11 protein-coding genes and 5 pseudogenes are annotated in these 15,033 nt (G+C 62.5%); 12 read left to right on the top strand and 4 right to left on the bottom strand.

What is annotated here, in order from left to right:
- Window positions 1–6 precede the first annotated feature (6 nt).
- Both ACGHU1_RS16435 and ACGHU1_RS16430 read right to left on the bottom strand, forming a co-directional pair.
- Window positions 7–327, bottom strand: coding sequence for a recombinase family protein (locus ACGHU1_RS16435; RefSeq protein ID WP_268873863.1), 321 nt, complete (start codon window positions 325–327; stop codon window positions 7–9).
- Window positions 328–544: 217 nt separating this feature from the next.
- On the bottom strand, window positions 545–1,027 hold the full coding sequence (locus tag ACGHU1_RS16430; RefSeq protein ID WP_390588694.1) for a hypothetical protein: 483 nt from the start codon (window positions 1,025–1,027) through the stop codon (window positions 545–547).
- Window positions 1,028–1,124: 97 nt separating this feature from the next.
- On the opposite strand from ACGHU1_RS16430, the gene ACGHU1_RS16425 reads away from it, so the two are divergent.
- From ACGHU1_RS16425 to ACGHU1_RS16410, 4 genes and pseudogenes are all read left to right on the top strand, one after another.
- Window positions 1,125–3,227 carry a TonB-dependent receptor gene (locus tag ACGHU1_RS16425; RefSeq protein ID WP_390588691.1) on the top strand — a complete coding sequence of 701 codons (2,103 nt, stop codon included), beginning with the start codon at window positions 1,125–1,127 and terminating at the stop codon, window positions 3,225–3,227.
- Between the two features lie 349 nt (window positions 3,228–3,576).
- Window positions 3,577–4,122: pseudogene (lgt, locus tag ACGHU1_RS16420) on the top strand (prolipoprotein diacylglyceryl transferase); the annotation flags it as partial.
- Window positions 4,123–4,666: 544 nt separating this feature from the next.
- Entirely contained in the window at window positions 4,667–5,521 is an 855-nt protein-coding gene (locus tag ACGHU1_RS16415; RefSeq protein ID WP_390588688.1) for a MauE/DoxX family redox-associated membrane protein, read from the top strand.
- A gap of 162 nt (window positions 5,522–5,683) precedes the next feature.
- Window positions 5,684–6,298: a sensor histidine kinase gene (locus tag ACGHU1_RS16410; protein WP_390588686.1), complete on the top strand. Its 615-nt coding sequence runs from the start codon at window positions 5,684–5,686 to the stop codon at window positions 6,296–6,298.
- A 275-nt stretch (window positions 6,299–6,573) separates the two neighbouring features.
- On the opposite strand, the pseudogene ACGHU1_RS16405 reads toward ACGHU1_RS16410, so the two are convergent.
- Window positions 6,574–8,154, bottom strand: a pseudogene (locus tag ACGHU1_RS16405) (efflux RND transporter permease subunit); the annotation flags it as partial.
- Window positions 8,155–8,278: 124 nt separating this feature from the next.
- Between ACGHU1_RS16405 and ACGHU1_RS16400 the strand changes: the two are divergent.
- On the top strand, window positions 8,279–8,521 hold the full coding sequence (locus ACGHU1_RS16400; protein ID WP_390588684.1) for a hypothetical protein: 243 nt from the start codon (window positions 8,279–8,281) through the stop codon (window positions 8,519–8,521).
- 2 nt (window positions 8,522–8,523) lie between these two features.
- Here the strand turns inward: ACGHU1_RS16400 and ACGHU1_RS16395 are convergent.
- Window positions 8,524–9,174, bottom strand: a pseudogene (locus ACGHU1_RS16395) (cation transporter); the annotation flags it as partial.
- Window positions 9,175–9,428: 254 nt separating this feature from the next.
- On the opposite strand from ACGHU1_RS16395, the gene ACGHU1_RS16390 reads away from it, so the two are divergent.
- The 7 genes and pseudogenes from ACGHU1_RS16390 to ACGHU1_RS16360 form a co-directional block, all read left to right on the top strand.
- Window positions 9,429–9,893 (top strand): hypothetical protein, encoded by a 465-nt coding sequence (locus tag ACGHU1_RS16390; RefSeq protein ID WP_390588682.1) that lies wholly within the window; start codon window positions 9,429–9,431, stop codon window positions 9,891–9,893.
- A 165-nt stretch (window positions 9,894–10,058) separates the two neighbouring features.
- Complete coding sequence (locus tag ACGHU1_RS16385) at window positions 10,059–12,224, top strand: TonB-dependent receptor (protein ID WP_390588680.1); 2,166 nt, start codon at window positions 10,059–10,061, stop codon at window positions 12,222–12,224.
- A gap of 38 nt (window positions 12,225–12,262) precedes the next feature.
- Entirely contained in the window at window positions 12,263–12,412 is a 150-nt protein-coding gene (locus ACGHU1_RS16380; protein WP_390588679.1) for a hypothetical protein, read from the top strand.
- A 54-nt stretch (window positions 12,413–12,466) separates the two neighbouring features.
- Window positions 12,467–12,988: a tyrosine-type recombinase/integrase gene (locus ACGHU1_RS16375; RefSeq protein ID WP_390588676.1), complete on the top strand. Its 522-nt coding sequence runs from the start codon at window positions 12,467–12,469 to the stop codon at window positions 12,986–12,988.
- A gap of 297 nt (window positions 12,989–13,285) precedes the next feature.
- Window positions 13,286–13,501, top strand: a complete 216-nt coding sequence (locus ACGHU1_RS16370; RefSeq protein ID WP_390588674.1) for a hypothetical protein — start codon at window positions 13,286–13,288, stop codon at window positions 13,499–13,501.
- Window positions 13,502–13,678: 177 nt separating this feature from the next.
- Window positions 13,679–14,545, top strand: a pseudogene (locus ACGHU1_RS16365) (transposase); the annotation flags it as partial.
- Between the two features lie 60 nt (window positions 14,546–14,605).
- Window positions 14,606–15,033 (top strand): annotated as a pseudogene (locus ACGHU1_RS16360) (transposase); the annotation flags it as partial.

The raw sequence follows: 15,033 nt of genomic DNA, 5'->3' as shown, positions 1-15,033 counted from the left end.
CCAACCTCACCTCCGCCCGTCGCCGTGGAACACGAGCCGCCCGCCGGGGCTGGTGGTGTCGATCGCCCGGGTGAGCCCCCGAAGACCGCTCTCGCGCTTGGCGAAATCTTCGTCCGTCTCAACGAACTGTCGGACGGAGCGCGCCAGCCGGTCGAGCTTCCACAACGCCAGCTTCTCGCCGGCACGGAGATAGTCAAGGGCGCCTTTCAACTCCGGGCTGTCGCGTTGCGCTCCCGACGGCGTCTCCATGAACACCCACCCGCACCCGGCTTCCCGGAGCGCGTCTCGTTGGGGGGGCAGGGACTGATCCCTGGTGGACACGCGCACATAGCCGACGAGCAAAGGCCTTCTCCTGAACCTTGCCAGAACCTAGCCGGATTTCGGAGACTGAACCGAGGGACTGTTTTCGGAGGCTGAAGGGCCATTTCCAGAGCCTTCCGCCGCCATCGGTGCGGCTCTCCCGCGAACGAGCGTTCGCGGGAGACGGGAGATAGGACATTATCACATGCTAGACAGGGGGGAAATCGTGGCTGGACCCTTCATGTCATCTTGCGGAGGTACACGTTGCCATTGAAGGCTGGCTGGCGCCATTCATCCGCTCTGGAAACGATGGATTGAGAAGCCGGCGTGCGCTCGCAACAGCCCAGACAAGCGCACCTGGCAAACCCTGCGGTATATCTGAGCTGCCCAAAGCCGGCTCAGCGTACGTTCGCGTAAGAAGCAGCAACAGCGCGCGCTCGTCCGCGCTGAGCATTGGATTACAACAGCATTCGGCAACCAATGCCCGGCCAAGGCATCCTTCAGTGAGTTGAAAAACGCTGGCCAGGGCGACCACCGCAGGAGCCGGAATCCCGAACTCGCCCCCTAGTCTGGTGAACGGCGGCAGGGGTTGCTCACCGAGTTGCCGGCACGCCGCGTAGCGGCGCAGCAGCCGCACCACGATCTGCTCGGCGTCCCCTGCATTGGGGTCTATGCGCACCATCACCGTCATCGCCCATATTTCATCAGAGCCGCTATTGCGATGCATTCGCATCTATCATAGGGCGCGTCAACGATTGAGAACGATTCGCAAAGGAGTGAAAATGAGGAAAAGTGGATTAAGCGGTGCGCTAGGCCTTGGATTGATGGCCGTGCCCGCAGCGGCTCAGGGTCAGCCAGCCATTCCGGCTACGGACGCCCGCCAAACAATCATCGTCACCGGCGTCCGGGACGGCTACCAAGTCGATGCGACAAGCACCGCCACCCGCACACCGACCAGTCTCAAGGACGTTCCGCAGGCGGCCTCGATCATCACCGAGGCGCAGATTGACGACCAGGCGATGCGCTCGATCGCCGACGTGCTTCGCTATGTCCCCGGCGCGGTGATCTCGCAGGGCGAGGGCCACCGCGACCAGATCATCCTGCGCGGGAACAGCAGCACCGCGGACTTCTTTGTCGATGGCCTGCGTGACGACGTGCAATATTACCGCGGCCTCTACAACGCAGAGCGGATCGAGGTCCTGAAAGGTCCCAACGCGATGATTTTCGGGCGCGGCGGCGGGGGTGGGATCGTCAACCGCGTCACGAAGCGCCCCGTTGCCAACGCCTTCATCAGCGGCAGCGGCTCGGCGGACACATATGGCGCATGGTATGTCGACACCGACATCAACCAGCCAATCGGCGAATCCGCCTCCGCTCGGCTGAACGCCGTTTACGAGGAGTTCAACAGCAACCGCGACTTCTACGACGGACGCCGGATTGCGATCAATCCGACCTTTGCGGTATCGCTCGGCGGCACCACCCGGATCGACCTGGGCTTCGAATATAACAATGACAAGCGCACGATCGATCGAGGTGTCCCCTCGGCTGTCCAGGGCTTTCTGACGAGCCCGTCACGCCCCCTCACCGGCTACCGCGACACCTTCTTCGGTGTTCCGGGCTTCAACGTCAGCGACTTCGAGGCCAAGGTCCTGAACGGGCGCATCGAGCATCGGTTCAGCGACAACCTGACCCTGACAAGCCGGGTCCTGTACGGCGATTATGACAAGCTCTATCGGAATGCCTTCGCGGTGACCCCGGTCACCCTGCGCGGCGGCGTCCAGAGCGTCGGCCTCGAAGCCTATAGCGATCCCACGACGCGCAAGAACTTGCTCAACCAGAACGACCTCGTCTGGACGGTCACAACAGGACCCGTCCGCCACGTGCTGCTCGCCGGCTTTGAAGTTGGCGATCAGCGCACGCGCAACCAGCGGATCAATGGCTTCTTCGCAGGCGGTGACGTGGTCAACGGGGGCCGGCGAGTTTTTGTGGGGTTGGCCGACCGGATCACGGTGCCGCCGGTCACGCTGCGCACCACCGCCAACACCGGCTACCGGTCGATCCGGACAAACGCCGACGCCACTGCCTTCTATGTGCAGGACCAGATCTCGATCGGCGACCATGTCGATGTTATCGGTGGCGTTCGCCGCGACCGCTTCGAGCTTAGCATCGACGACCTGGTCGCCGGGCAAAGCTACAGCCGGACAGACACTCTCTGGTCTCCCCGCCTAGGGGTGGTGCTGAAGCCGGTGCAACCCGTCTCGATCTACGCCAGCTATAGCCGGTCCTTCCTGCCCCAGTCGGGCGATCAGTTTTCATCGCTCGACATCACAAGCGCCGCGCTGGAGCCGGAGAAGTTCGACAATTACGAACTTGGCCTCAAATGGGATATCTTTCCAACGCTTAGCCTGACCGCTGCCGTCTACCGGCTCGATCGTACCAACACCCGCGCGACCGACCCCAACGATGCCACGCGGACGGTGCTTACCGGCGCACAGCGCAGCAAAGGGCTTGAGATCGGCCTCAGCGGAGCGATCACGCCCCAGTGGCAGGTCAGTGCGGGCTATGCGCTGCAGGACGCGGAGATTCGCAAAACGACGAGCGCGGCCCCGGCCGGGCGCGAGGTACCGCTGGTTCCCAAACAGCAGGTTTCGCTCTGGACCCGCTACGACTTCACCCCGCGCTTCGGGGCCGGCGTCGGCGTCTACCACCAGTCGAAGAGCTTCACTTCCATCAGCAACACCGCCGTCCTGCCCGCCTTCACCCGCGTCGATGCTGCCGCATTCTTCAAGCTTACCCCCCAGATCGAGGCGCAAATCAACGTCGAGAACCTCCTCGACAGCAACTATTTCTCGTCCGCCTACAACGACAACAACATCATGCCTGGTGCGCCGACGACGGCGCGAGCGACGGTTAGAATGAGCTTTTAGACAAAGGCGTGGGAGAGATGGATGTGGGCACAAAGCGCGTAATCGAAGGCGCTGTGGCGGGCGCGGCTGCAGGGTTGATGGCCTCATGGGTAATGTCCGAGTTCCACGACGCCTGGAAAGTGGCATCCGGCGAGAGGGACGTCGGAGACGAGCCCAACACCGTCAAGGTGGCCGACGCTGTAACGGAAGCAACCGTAGGGGAGCCGGTGCCGGAGGAATATCGCGAGCCCGCCGGAGCAGCTGTTCATTACGGCTTTGGGATGTTTCTCGGCGCTCTCTACGGAGCCGCGGTGGAGGTTCGCCCAGAGACCAGCGCTGGGTTCGGAACCGCCTACGGAGCGGCGGTGTCGGCATGTCGTTCCACGGGGGTGCCGCCGGCGTCTCGCTCGCGCTGATCCTGTTCGCGCGACGACACGGCCTCGAATGGCTGCGGGTCCATGATTATGTCGCCTGCACCGTGCCGATCGGCCTGTTCTTCGGTCGTCTCGCCAATTTCGTGAATGGCGAGCTTTGGGGAAAGCCCACCGATGTGCCCTGGGCGATTGTGTTCCCCGGAAGCCATGATGGTCTCGCCCGCCATCCCAGCCAGCTTTACGAAGCCGGGCTGGAAGGGTTGGTCCTGTTCGCCGTGCTCGCCTTCCTGTTCTGGTTCACCGACGCGCGGCGCAAGCCGGGGATGCTCGTCGGGGTGTTTCTCATCGGCTATGGTCTGGCCCGATTTACGGTCGAGTTCTTCCGAGAACCCGATGCCCAGCTTGTCGGCTTCGCAGCCAGAACAGGGCTTCACATGGGTCAGTGGCTCACGGTGCCTATGATTGCGGCAGGGATCTACCTCGTTGCCGCAGCATGGCAGCGGTCAGTCGATCACCCGGCTCAAGTTACCCGAAGCCAGTGACGTGCTCGCATCGGGCAGATCTGCGCTCCGCTGGAATGGCAGCGATCAACCTACGCGATTGAACATCGATCGATTCAACCGTAGCTTCGCCCCCCGAACATTAGGTCCCTAGCGGCCAGATATTTCGCCTAAGCAGTAGCACCAATGGCTGTGGGAGACGGCGCCAGGCTGGCGTCGGCGGCGTCCGCCCGCTCTAAGGTAGTGCAAACGGCGACACATATTCGTTATGTTTATCCTGCACGGGGCGCCAGAATATCAGACACTTAGCTGATTGTCCCGGACCAGAAATCTAGCTGGTCCGGGATTTGGTCCGGGGAAGCCGCCGGCGGGTTCCAAATTCCGCAGTAGCAACACGGGTGGGTCCGAGACGTACCGCCCGCATCACCCTCAGCCAAACTGCTTCCCTTTGCGTGACCCGGAGGGCGGACCCGAAAACCTTGACCTTGCCATCGTTGGAAGCACCACATCCCGTTTAGAGGCGCAGCTGCCTTCTAAGGGATCGAGAATGCGCGCCGGCGCGGCTGCACAACGTGGGAGATGAACTATGGCGACCGCTGCGAAGAGAGCCACCCTCTATCGGATGGTTACACCTGAGCACACCTGCCCTTACGGGCTCAAGGCCCGCCACCTGCTCAAGAGCAAGGGCTTCGAGGTCGAGGACAACTGGCTGACCAGCCGCGCGGAGCAGGATGCTTTCAAGGCCAAGCACAATGTCCAGACGACGCCGCAGACCTTCATCAATGGGGAACGTGTCGGCGGCTATGATGACCTCCGCCGCTTCGTCGGGCTGACGGTAAAGGATCCGGCGGCCCCAAGTTATACGCCGGTGATCGCGGTGTTCGTGGTCGCCGCACTCGCCGCACTGGCAATCAACTGGCTGACCGGAATGGCGCTGGTGGGCGTAATGTTCGTCGAGCGCTTCATCGCGGTTGCGATGATGCTTCTCGCCATGCTCAAGCTGCAAGACGTGGACCGCTTCGCGACCATGTTCCTCGGCTACGACCTGTTGGCGAAGCGCTATGTGCCCTATGCTTACTTTTATCCCTTCGCGGAGCTCGGCGCGGGCGTGCTGATGCTGGCAGGCGTCTTGAGCTGGCTGTCGATTCCGGTCGCTCTGTTCATTGGCGGCATCGGAGCGGTTTCCGTGTTCAAAGCCGTCTATGTCGATAAGCGCGAGCTGAAGTGCGCCTGCGTCGGAGGGAATAGCAATGTTCCGCTCGGCTTCGTGTCGCTCACCGAGAACGTGATGATGGTTGCCATGGCGGTGTGGATGGCGCTCGTTCTCGCGCTGCCGGCCGGGTCGCTGCCGGGCGCGATGCAACCGACGCCCGCTGCCTTCTGGCCGTTCGAAGCTCCGGCGGGTACGCTACCGTCGCCTGGTCCCGAGGCAGCCCACTGAAGTAGTGAATGAGCCGGTCCAAGCCGGCTCATTCGCCCTCATCGACGAGCATGACTCGCTGGTCCTTTGCTCAGGTCAGCTCCAGGTGTAGGCGCTGGTGATCGGCAACGCGGCCCTAACCACATCCGGCGTCACCAGGCGGAACTGAGCGAGGCGGCCGCCTTGGCCGACGCTGCGGCCGAAGCACAACAGCGAGAAACGCTGCTACGCGAACTCCAGCATCGCGTGAAGAACAACTTCCAAACCATCCTCGCCTCAATCTCGGTCCAGACGCGGCGGCTTGAGGACCCAAAAGCCCAGCGTGCGCTTGAACATGTCGCTAACCGTATCAATGCGATCTCGCTCGCCCACGACCAGCTCGCGCCGCGGCAAAACGTCGATGTTGTCGATATGGCCGGCTACCTACGTGCGCTATGTTCTTCGATTGAGCAGCAGGTCGACAATGTCGCGATCGAGGTGATTGCGGATGAGATTGAGCTGTCGATTGATCGCGCAGTGCCGCTCGGCCTTATCCTCAACGAAGCGGTGACGAACAGCGTCAAACATGCGTTCGGCGAGCACGGCGGCCGGATCACTGTCAGGCTGCAGGCGGGCGTCGGCTACGGTGAAGCGCGTCTCGCGACTTCCGACAACGGCCGCGGCATCGAGAACCCGCGTCCCGGCGGCTCGGGCCTTAAACTGATTGCTTCGCTCGCACGGCAGATAGGCGGCGAGGTGAAGCAAGACAGCTCGGCGCATGGAACGTCGACCGAGGTGACGTTTCCCGTCATCAGCTAAGCTAGCTAGACTCCTGCGTTGCCGCCGAGAGGATCAGGGGCGCCGCGATGCGGCAAAGTTCGGCAAACCGGCGACGAGCAGCGGTTCTAGGGTAGGGCGAATGGCGAAATATTCGTTATGTTTATGCTGCACGAGGCGCCAAATACCGCAGTCTGCCCCCGTCTCCTACTTTAGTGCCGCCGAGAGTGCGCCAGCGTAGTAGGATGGCGTCCGATAGCGGAATGGAGTTAGACTCACCTCGCTCGGTGGTGAGTGGGAAGTGGGCAGACTGAGGCTTACGCCAGGCTCTTGGGGGATTGATGCTCGCTCTCGCGCAATCCGGCGCGACCATGCACCACGCGGTAGAGCGCCGGAAGCACGAATAGCGTCAGCATAGTCGATGAAATGATGCCGCCGATAACGACGGTCGCCAGCGGCCTTTGCACTTCCGCGCCCGCGCCGACGTTGAACGCCATCGGCACGAAGCCCAAGCTTGCGACCAGCGCCGTCATTAACACAGGTCGCAGACGTGTCAGCGCGCCCTCGCGTATCGCGGGATCGAGACCCATCCCGTCGGCGCGAAGCTGTCGGATGAAGCTCAGCATCACCAGCCCATTGAGGACGGCGACGCCCGATAAGGCGATGAAGCCGACACCGGCCGAAATCGAAAGCGGCATTCCGCGCAGAAGGAGTGCCGCGACGCCTCCGGTCAGTGCCAAGGGCACCCCTGAAAAGACGATCGCCGAATCCTTGAACGACCGGAACAGAGCATAGAGCAAGCCGAAGATCAGCAAGAGCACCAGCGGGACGACGATTTGCAGGCGCTGCGCCGCCGAGATGAGCTGCTCGAATGTGCCTCCGTAACTCACCCAATAGCCTGACGGCACCTCGACTTGTGCACCGACCCTCTGGCGCACTTCCTCAATGAACGATCCGAGATCCCGTCCCCGGACGTTAGTGGTGACGACTACGCGCCGCTTGCCGTCCTCGCGGCTGATTTGGTTCGGCCCGGTCACAACCTCGACGCGCGCGACATCAGCGAGCGGCACGAAGTTGCGGATGCCGGCTTCGTTGGTTCCGCCGACCGGAATACGGTGGCGGCCGATTTCATCAGCACGCGAACGAACATCCTCGGGAAGCCTCACGATGATCGGAAACCGCCGATCGCCCTCGAAGATTTGACCCGTCTGCTGCCCCCCCGATGGAGACGGCCACGACATCCTGAATGTCGCCGACGTTTAGGCCGAGCCGCGCGAGCGCAGCCCGATCGGGGGGGTGATTTGCAGAATCGGCAGGCCAGTCACCTGCTCAACGCTCACATCCTGGGCGCCTTCGATTCCGCTGACCACCCCCTCAATTTGCTCACCGATAGCCCGCAATTGATCGAGATCATCGCCGAACACCTTGATCGCCACGTCTGCCCGAACGCCGGACAGCAGCTCATTGAACCGCATCTGGATCGGCTGGGTGAACTCATAGTTGTTACCGGGAATCGCGTTTGCCGCTTCCTCCATCTCGCGGACGAGCTGGGCACGCGACTTCCTCGGATTCGGCCATTCGGAGCGGTCCCTGAGAAAGATAAATGTGTCGGCGACTGATGGCGGCATCGGGTCGGTCGCTACCTCCGCCGTGCCGATCTTGGAGGCGATCCGCTCGACCTCGGGAAACCGGCGCAGCCGGTTTTCCAGCGTCGTCTGCATGGCGATGGCCTGGCTGAGACTTGTGCCCGGAATGCGCAGGGCATGGAGCGCGATGTCGCCTTCATCGAGACTGGGCACGAACTCCGAGCCCATGCGCGAGGCGGTAACGCCGGCAATTGCGACGAGCGCCACGGCACCGATAACGAACGCCGTGCGCAGCCGGAGCGCCGCGTCGAGCGCAGGCGCATAGAAGCCGCGCTAGCGACGCGGCAGCTCAGGCGAGTATCGCGCTGCCCTTTGGAGGTCGTTCAGGCCCGTGTGTCAGAAAGCCTGTCACGATGAATGAGCATAAGCGGCCGGCATGGTAAGGCAAGGCTGCCTGACCGCGGTGGCTCTGGCCACCGTCCTGCCAAACGATCATTCGCCCAACCTTCGCCCTGCCGTTTGGCGCGAACTTGGCAAGCCGCCGTGGAAGCTCGGCGACGATCCGGCGTCGTTGATGCGGCTGCGCCTTCTTCCAGCCCCGGATTTCTCCAGTGGTTCGACCTCAGCCGCGACACCAACCCGTGCGACTGTCAAAACTGCATATGCCGACGCAAGGTGAGTTCATATCGACTGCATTTCTATGGTGAGATGGCGCAGTTCATGGACCGCCTTGAGCCGTTCTTGTACCGTCGCGCGATCCATCGCGCCTTCGGCTACCACGCTCACAATGCCGGCGTGGGCATCGGGGCCGACGTGCCAGACGTGCAGGTCGGCGATCGGTGCATCGCCGGAGGATTCAACCAACTCGCGGATTTCCGCGGCGACATGCTCGTCAGTGCGGTCGAGCAACACGCATGCGGTCTCACGCATCAGCAACCATGACCAGCGGGCGATCACGAGGGCACCGACGATCCCCATCACCGGATCGAGCCACACCTAGCCCAAGAAACGTACCGAAAGCAGCGCCACGATCGCCAGCACCGATGTCAGCGCGTCGGCGGCTAGGACCAATGCCGATGCGAATCCCGCCAAGTCGCCGACTTTGCCGGTCCCGAAGCTGAACCGGCAATCCGAAGCGTGTCGCTTCGCGTAGGAATAGGCGATGGCTGCGACGCTCAACGCTCCGGCGTGCGTCGCCATGTGGAAACCGTCCGCAAGGAGCGCCATTGAGCCGGTCAGGTAGCCGGCGATGATCTCCCCGATCATCATCGTCGCCGTGAGCGCCACCACCCAAAGCGCGCGACGCGCATTGGCATCGTGTGACGCTCCTAGCCTAGTCTAGCTCACGGCGCCCGTCGGGATATCCTTGATGATCGCATCATCCGGAGTGTCGTCTTCGCTGTAGCAGATCGGGAGCCCGGCTTCGAGGAGCGGGCGGCTGCGCCGTCGTCGTGCAGACCGGCGTTCTCCAAGATCGCCGCCAACTCGTCGTCAGGGCCGACGGGTGCTTTCAGTCTCGTTGCCATGGCCCTCCTGTAGCACGAGTTTGCCTTTTTGTCACTGCGGCCGCAATTCACGGACGACTTATGGACTTGATTTACCGTCGGCAGGCTCATACCCGCTCTGCTCTGGCAATCCGGCCGCACGATCCTGAAGCAGGCTTGCAATCTGAGCCGCCGGAATGTTATCTCATGATCGTGGCCCGGCTCGTGACCCTGCTGATCATATTCGCGTTCGTGTTCGCGAACGGGCCTGCCATTGCTATGGCAAAGTGCCAGCACGAGGACGCACTTGCGCACGCCGCGGCCCTTCAGAGCTCCGAGTCCAATACATCGGCGGTAGCGCAAAGCGAGGAAACGGCCGCCAAGGCGGTTGCGAAGAAGGGATCCCTGAGCGAGGCGGCCACGACTTTGCTGGCGGGTTACATAGCGCCGACCGACTCGTCTTCGTTCCCGCGCCGCTTCGTGGAGCCCGCCCACCGCCTCGTAACCAATGCTACGGGACTGGGAAGCAGGTCAGTGCCTCCACTACTGGAGCCGCCGCTCGCCTGAAATCCGACGTGCCCCACAGGAACGTCGCGGCTGTGCTCGCTTCATAGAAGCTACCTGACCTCGCCTAAAGGGGTCAGGTGAAGCCTCCGCCTCCAATCTCTCGTCACCAGTATCACTCGTGCCATTGCTCCTCACGGGGCGGCCAGACAATTGGAAATTCATTTCATGCTTCGCCTTACCCTGCTCGCCGGAACCGCCGCTGCTTTGACCCCACAAATAGCCTTTGCTCAGGCCGCGCCGTCTCCTTCCCAGTCATCGCGGGAGCCGATCACCAGCGGCGCGCAGCAAGCGCCGGCCGGAGGCGCGGGTCAGGCGAACACTGCTCAAGCTGCGACAGTCCGCGACTATCACGAAAATGAATCGGCGGAGATCGTCGTCACGGCGCCGTTCACTCGTAACCGCGAAGACCTACTTTCCGGAACCTCCGTGGTCACTGGCGAAGAACTGACGCGCTCGCTAAGGCCGACGATCGGCGAGACGCTCGCGCGCCAGCCCGGTGTTTCGGCCACGTCATTCGGCCCAAACGTGTCGCGGCCGGTGCTGCGCGGCTTCCAGTCCGAACGCGTGCGTGTGCTGACTGATGGCATAGGCAGCTTCGACCTGTCCAATACCAGCGTTGATCATGCCGTCGCCATCAACCCGCTGACAGCTGATCGGGTCGAGATCTTGCGCGGTCCATCCGCTTTGCTCTTCGGCTCCTCCGCGATCGGCGGGGTGGTCAACGTAATCGACAGCAGGATTCCCCGCCGAATTCCCGATGAGGCGGTGGATGTCGAGGCGATCGCGACCTATGGCTCCGCAGCCAACGAGCGCTCGATCAACGGCGCCGTCGATGTGCCGCTGGCGAACCGCTTCGTCGTGCACGTTGACGGTAGCTACACCAAGACGGACGACCTTGAAATCGGCGGTTTCGTACTGACGCCCGAGCTACGGGAACAGGCACGAGCGAGTGCCGAGCCGGAAATCGCGGAACTGGCGAACCTGCGCCGTCGGATACCGAACAGCGCTGGCCGTACGTATGAAGTGGCCGGAGGCGCGGCCTACGTCAGCGACACCGCCAATGTCGGACTGTCGGTCAGCCGTTATGACAGTCTCTACGGCGTGCCGGTACGCTATTCGCTTGATCCTGCTGTCGAAGCAGAAGCAGTGCGTCTGGACGTAAAGCAGACCCGCGGCGACGTTCGGGCCGAGGTCAAAACCGGCGACGGTTTCCTAGAGCGCATTCGCTTCCGGGGAGGCATCGCCGATTACCGGCATTTCGAGCTGGAAGAGACAGGCGAGATCGCAACCCGCTTCCTAAGCGACGGGTTGGAAGGGAGGCTGGAGTTCGTGCAGGCGGAGCGCAATGGATGGCGCGGCGCCTTCGGAGCCCAGGTGTTCCGACGTGATCTGGAAATCATCGGCGAGGAGAAGTTCCTGCCGCCAAACCAGACCGAGCAATATGGTATTTTCACGTTGCAGACGTTCGACCTTGGCGCGATCAATGCGGAAGCTGGTGCGCGCTACGAGCGATCGTCGCTGTCGTCCGAGGCTGACCCCGATCTCGGGACTCCGGCCTCCAATCGCAGCTTCGACGCCTTTTCAGGATCGGTCGGGGCCAGCTACGGGATCAATGAGCGGCTTAGGATTGGCCTCAACCTCTCACACACGCAGCGCGCACCGGCCGCCGAGGAATTGTTCGCGAACGGTCCGCATGCCGGAACGCAGGCCTTCGAGATCGGCGACCCCACCTTTTCCAAGGAGAAGAGCTGGGGCCTCGAAGGAACCCTCAGAGGGTCGGGCGAGGGCTTCAGCTTTAGCGCCTCCGCCTATTACAGCTGGTTCGACAATTATATTTATGAGGCCCAGACAGGAGAGATTGAGGATGATCTGCCGGTCTTTCAGTTCCGTCAGGCCAACGCCCGATATTACGGACTGGAAATTGAGGGATCGGCGCGGCTGGCTCGATATGGGGATTGGACAATCAACGCCGATGGCGTGGCCGACTATGTTCGTGCGACTATCAATTCAGTGGGCGCGGCTCCGCGCATTCCCCCGTTGCGACTTCTTGGCGGGATCGAAGCGCAATCTCCAACTGCCCAGGCTCGCGCGGAAATCGAGTGGGTTGACGATCAAGACCGGGTAACCGGTTTTGAAACCCGGACCGACGGCTACACGATGGTCAATCTGTCCGCTTCGTTCCAGCCGTTCCAGAATCTTCAGAATACGAGCATTGTTATATCCGCCAACAACATCTTCGATGTAGACGCCCGCCGGCACGCGAGCTTTCTGAAGGAATTCGCGCCCCTTCCAGGCAGGGACTTGCGTGTCAGCGCGAGAATTGGTTTCTGAGCGTCAGAGGGCGGTCGGATCGTGCAAGCACGCTGCCGATGGTCGGCAACGGCGTGCCTGGATATCACCGCCGCCCGCGCACGTGGTGGAAGACTACTGCGCGAAAGGTCGATTGCGGCGTCGACATGATGCCGCTGCGTCTCGAAGTGCTCACCGAACTTCGGCAAGCTGACAAGCCGATGAACTAGGGCGGCTCAGCGATACTTCGAGGTGTCGCTACTTCCGAGAGCAATGACCATGGGATGACAGATAAAGATCCTCCGCACGAGTCAACCCTCCCTGAAAGCGCCGCAATCATTTTGCGGGCTGGGGGCCGCGAACGCAGCCTTCCGCTCTGGAAGGAAACCGCTCGCGACCTGCGCGCGTGGCTTGCTGTGCGGGGGCAAGCATCGGTTCCGGAGCTGTTCGTCAATGCACAGGGCGGGGCTATGACACGCGCCGGCTTCGAGTACATCCTGGCGAAGCACGCCGCCACGGCCGCCCGGAGCTGCCCGACACTGGGCGGGCGAACGCTGACGCCTCACCTGCTGCGGCACAGCTGTGCGGTCATCATGCTCCAGGCGACGCGCGACATCCGCAAGGTCGCGTTGTGGCTTGGTCACGCCGATATCCGGACCACCGAGGTCTACCTCAGGATGGACCCGTCCGAGAAGCTGGAAGCGGTCGAGGCGGTGCTCCCGCCGGCGCTCCGACGTGGTCGGTTCAAGGCACCTGACGCGCGGATCGCATCGCTGATGGCGGACCCGCACTCGGTCCCAACTTGAGGTGCCAGTGGCTTCTGCACAGCAGGAAAGACGAATCGATGATGCTGGCCACCTTGGCCGCTCAGCCGCGCCACGGCCTCTCTGAATGGCTGGTCTCGTGGCGGTCCGGCCAGGCCTGCAACGGCTCCGCCCGACCTTCTTCCCCGGCGCTGACGCGCCTTCCTCGCGAGGCAAGAAGCCCGGGCTCCGCCGTCCTTCGCTGCGCTCCGGCCACGGGTGCAGCCCGGCGATCACACCGCCTGAACGACCGCCATCGAGGCCGCATCGAGCGGCTTCGAGATCCAAGGAGAAGACATCATGACCCAGATCGGTTCGTTCACCCGCACCAGCGACGGCAGCTACACGGGCACCATCAAGACGCTCGCGTTCATGCGAGCATCCGGCGAAGCGCAAGCGACTTTCGGCGGCGGCGATTGCGCACCCATTTCGGCGTTTGGCGGCGCTAGGGTAGTAGGAACGGCGAGATGCATTCGTTATGTTTATCCTGCACGGGGCGCCACCCCCAAATTCTGAAATTCCAACTTAAGCTGCAAGAGGGCCGATTGCAGACCGTCTGGTTTCATACGACTAAATTACCGAATAAATTACCGAAGCAGACATTCCGCTCACGACCCTATTCTGTTGAAAAAGTCCGCTTGAAGTGCGGCTAGGCTGCTGATTCAGTGATTCCGGCATTCGGGAGAAACGCTGATGATGGGCGAGCGGACGGTGATGCAGGAGGCGCTGTTCTACAGCTTCCACATCGAGGATCATGTGCCGGCGGATCACCTGCTGCGGTCGATCGACCGGTTCGTCGACCTCGGCGGCATCCGCGAGCATTTGAAGCCCTACTACAGTCCGATGGGTCGCCCCTCGATCGATCCCGAACTGATGATCCGGATGCTGATCATCGGTTATTGCATGGGCATCCGCTCGGAGCGGCGCCTATGCGAGGAAGTACATCTCAACCTCGCCTATCGCTGGTTCTGCCGGCTCGACCTCGATGGCGCGGTGCCCGATCACTCGACCTTCTCGAAGAACCGGCATGGCCGGTTCCGCGACAGCGACCTGCTGCGCAAGCTGTTCGAGATGACGGTCGAGCGCTGCATGTCCGAGGGACTGGTGGGTGCCGAAGGCTTCGCCGTCGATGCGAGCCTGATCCGTGCCGATGTCCACCGGCAGCGATCGGTGCCGGGCGAGGAAGGCCTGCCGCCCGAAGCCGCCGGGCGTGCGGTTGCCGAGTATCTCGACGTGCTCGACGATGCAGCCTTCGGCGGATCGACCCCAGTGACACCCAAGCGGATCAACCTTACCGATCCTGCTGCGCGCTGGACCGCGGCAACGCGCGAGGCCGCCTTCTACTCCTACAGCACCAACTATCTGATCGACCTCGACCACGCGGTAATCGTCGATGTCGAGGCGACCACCTCGATCAGACAGGCCGAGGTGGTCGCACAGCGCCGGATGATCGAGCGGACGCAGGAACGCTTCGGACTGTGGCCCGAGAAGCTCGTGGCCGATACCGCCTACGGCTCCGCGCCGAACCTTGCCTGGCTGGTCGAGGACCGGGGTATTGAGGTGGTCCCGGAAATTTGGACAGGGTGCTAAGCTAATCCCGACCTGAGGAATGGACGGGAAATGAGGAAGACGAGGAAGCGCTACAGCGCGGAGTTCAAGGCAAAGGTGGCACTGGAAGCGATCCGGGGTGACCTGACGCTGGCGGAGCTGGCAGCGAAGCATGGCATCCACCATACGATGATCGCGGCGTGGAAGCGGCAGGCGGTCGAAGGGATGGCAGGCACGTTCTCGGGGGCAAGTGATGCGGCCCGGGCGGCCAGCGAGGCCGAAGTCGAGAAGCTTCACGCGAAGATCGGTCAGTTGGTCGTGGAGCGCGATTTTTTAGCCAGAGCCTCCGGTCGATGAGCGTGGCACGGAGGCGGGCGATGATCGAACCTGCTCACCAACGCCTGTCTATCGCGGCGCAATGCCGGCTGCTCTCGATCAGCCGGTCGTCCTACTACTATGCACCGGTGCCGGAGAGTGAGGAGACGCTGGCGCTGATGCGG

The sequence above is a fragment of the Erythrobacter sp. MTPC3 genome, from assembly GCF_042854385.1.
GTDB lineage: Bacteria > Pseudomonadota > Alphaproteobacteria > Sphingomonadales > Sphingomonadaceae > Erythrobacter.
Note: the sequence above shows the minus strand (reverse complement) of the source record. Positions and strands in the feature narration are given on the sequence as shown.

Coding starts and splice junctions, on each gene's coding strand:
- ACGHU1_RS16430 (WP_390588694.1), bottom strand. CDS start 1,027: ATGCATCGCAATAGCGGCTCTGATGAAATATGGGCGATGACGGTGATG.
- ACGHU1_RS16425 (WP_390588691.1), top strand. CDS start 1,125: ATGGCCGTGCCCGCAGCGGCTCAGGGTCAGCCAGCCATTCCGGCTACG.
- ACGHU1_RS16415 (WP_390588688.1), top strand. CDS start 4,667: ATGGCGACCGCTGCGAAGAGAGCCACCCTCTATCGGATGGTTACACCT.
- ACGHU1_RS16400 (WP_390588684.1), top strand. CDS start 8,279: ATGGTAAGGCAAGGCTGCCTGACCGCGGTGGCTCTGGCCACCGTCCTG.
- ACGHU1_RS16390 (WP_390588682.1), top strand. CDS start 9,429: ATGGACTTGATTTACCGTCGGCAGGCTCATACCCGCTCTGCTCTGGCA.
- ACGHU1_RS16385 (WP_390588680.1), top strand. CDS start 10,059: ATGCTTCGCCTTACCCTGCTCGCCGGAACCGCCGCTGCTTTGACCCCA.
- ACGHU1_RS16380 (WP_390588679.1), top strand. CDS start 12,263: ATGGTCGGCAACGGCGTGCCTGGATATCACCGCCGCCCGCGCACGTGG.
- ACGHU1_RS16375 (WP_390588676.1), top strand. CDS start 12,467: ATGACAGATAAAGATCCTCCGCACGAGTCAACCCTCCCTGAAAGCGCC.
- ACGHU1_RS16370 (WP_390588674.1), top strand. CDS start 13,286: ATGACCCAGATCGGTTCGTTCACCCGCACCAGCGACGGCAGCTACACG.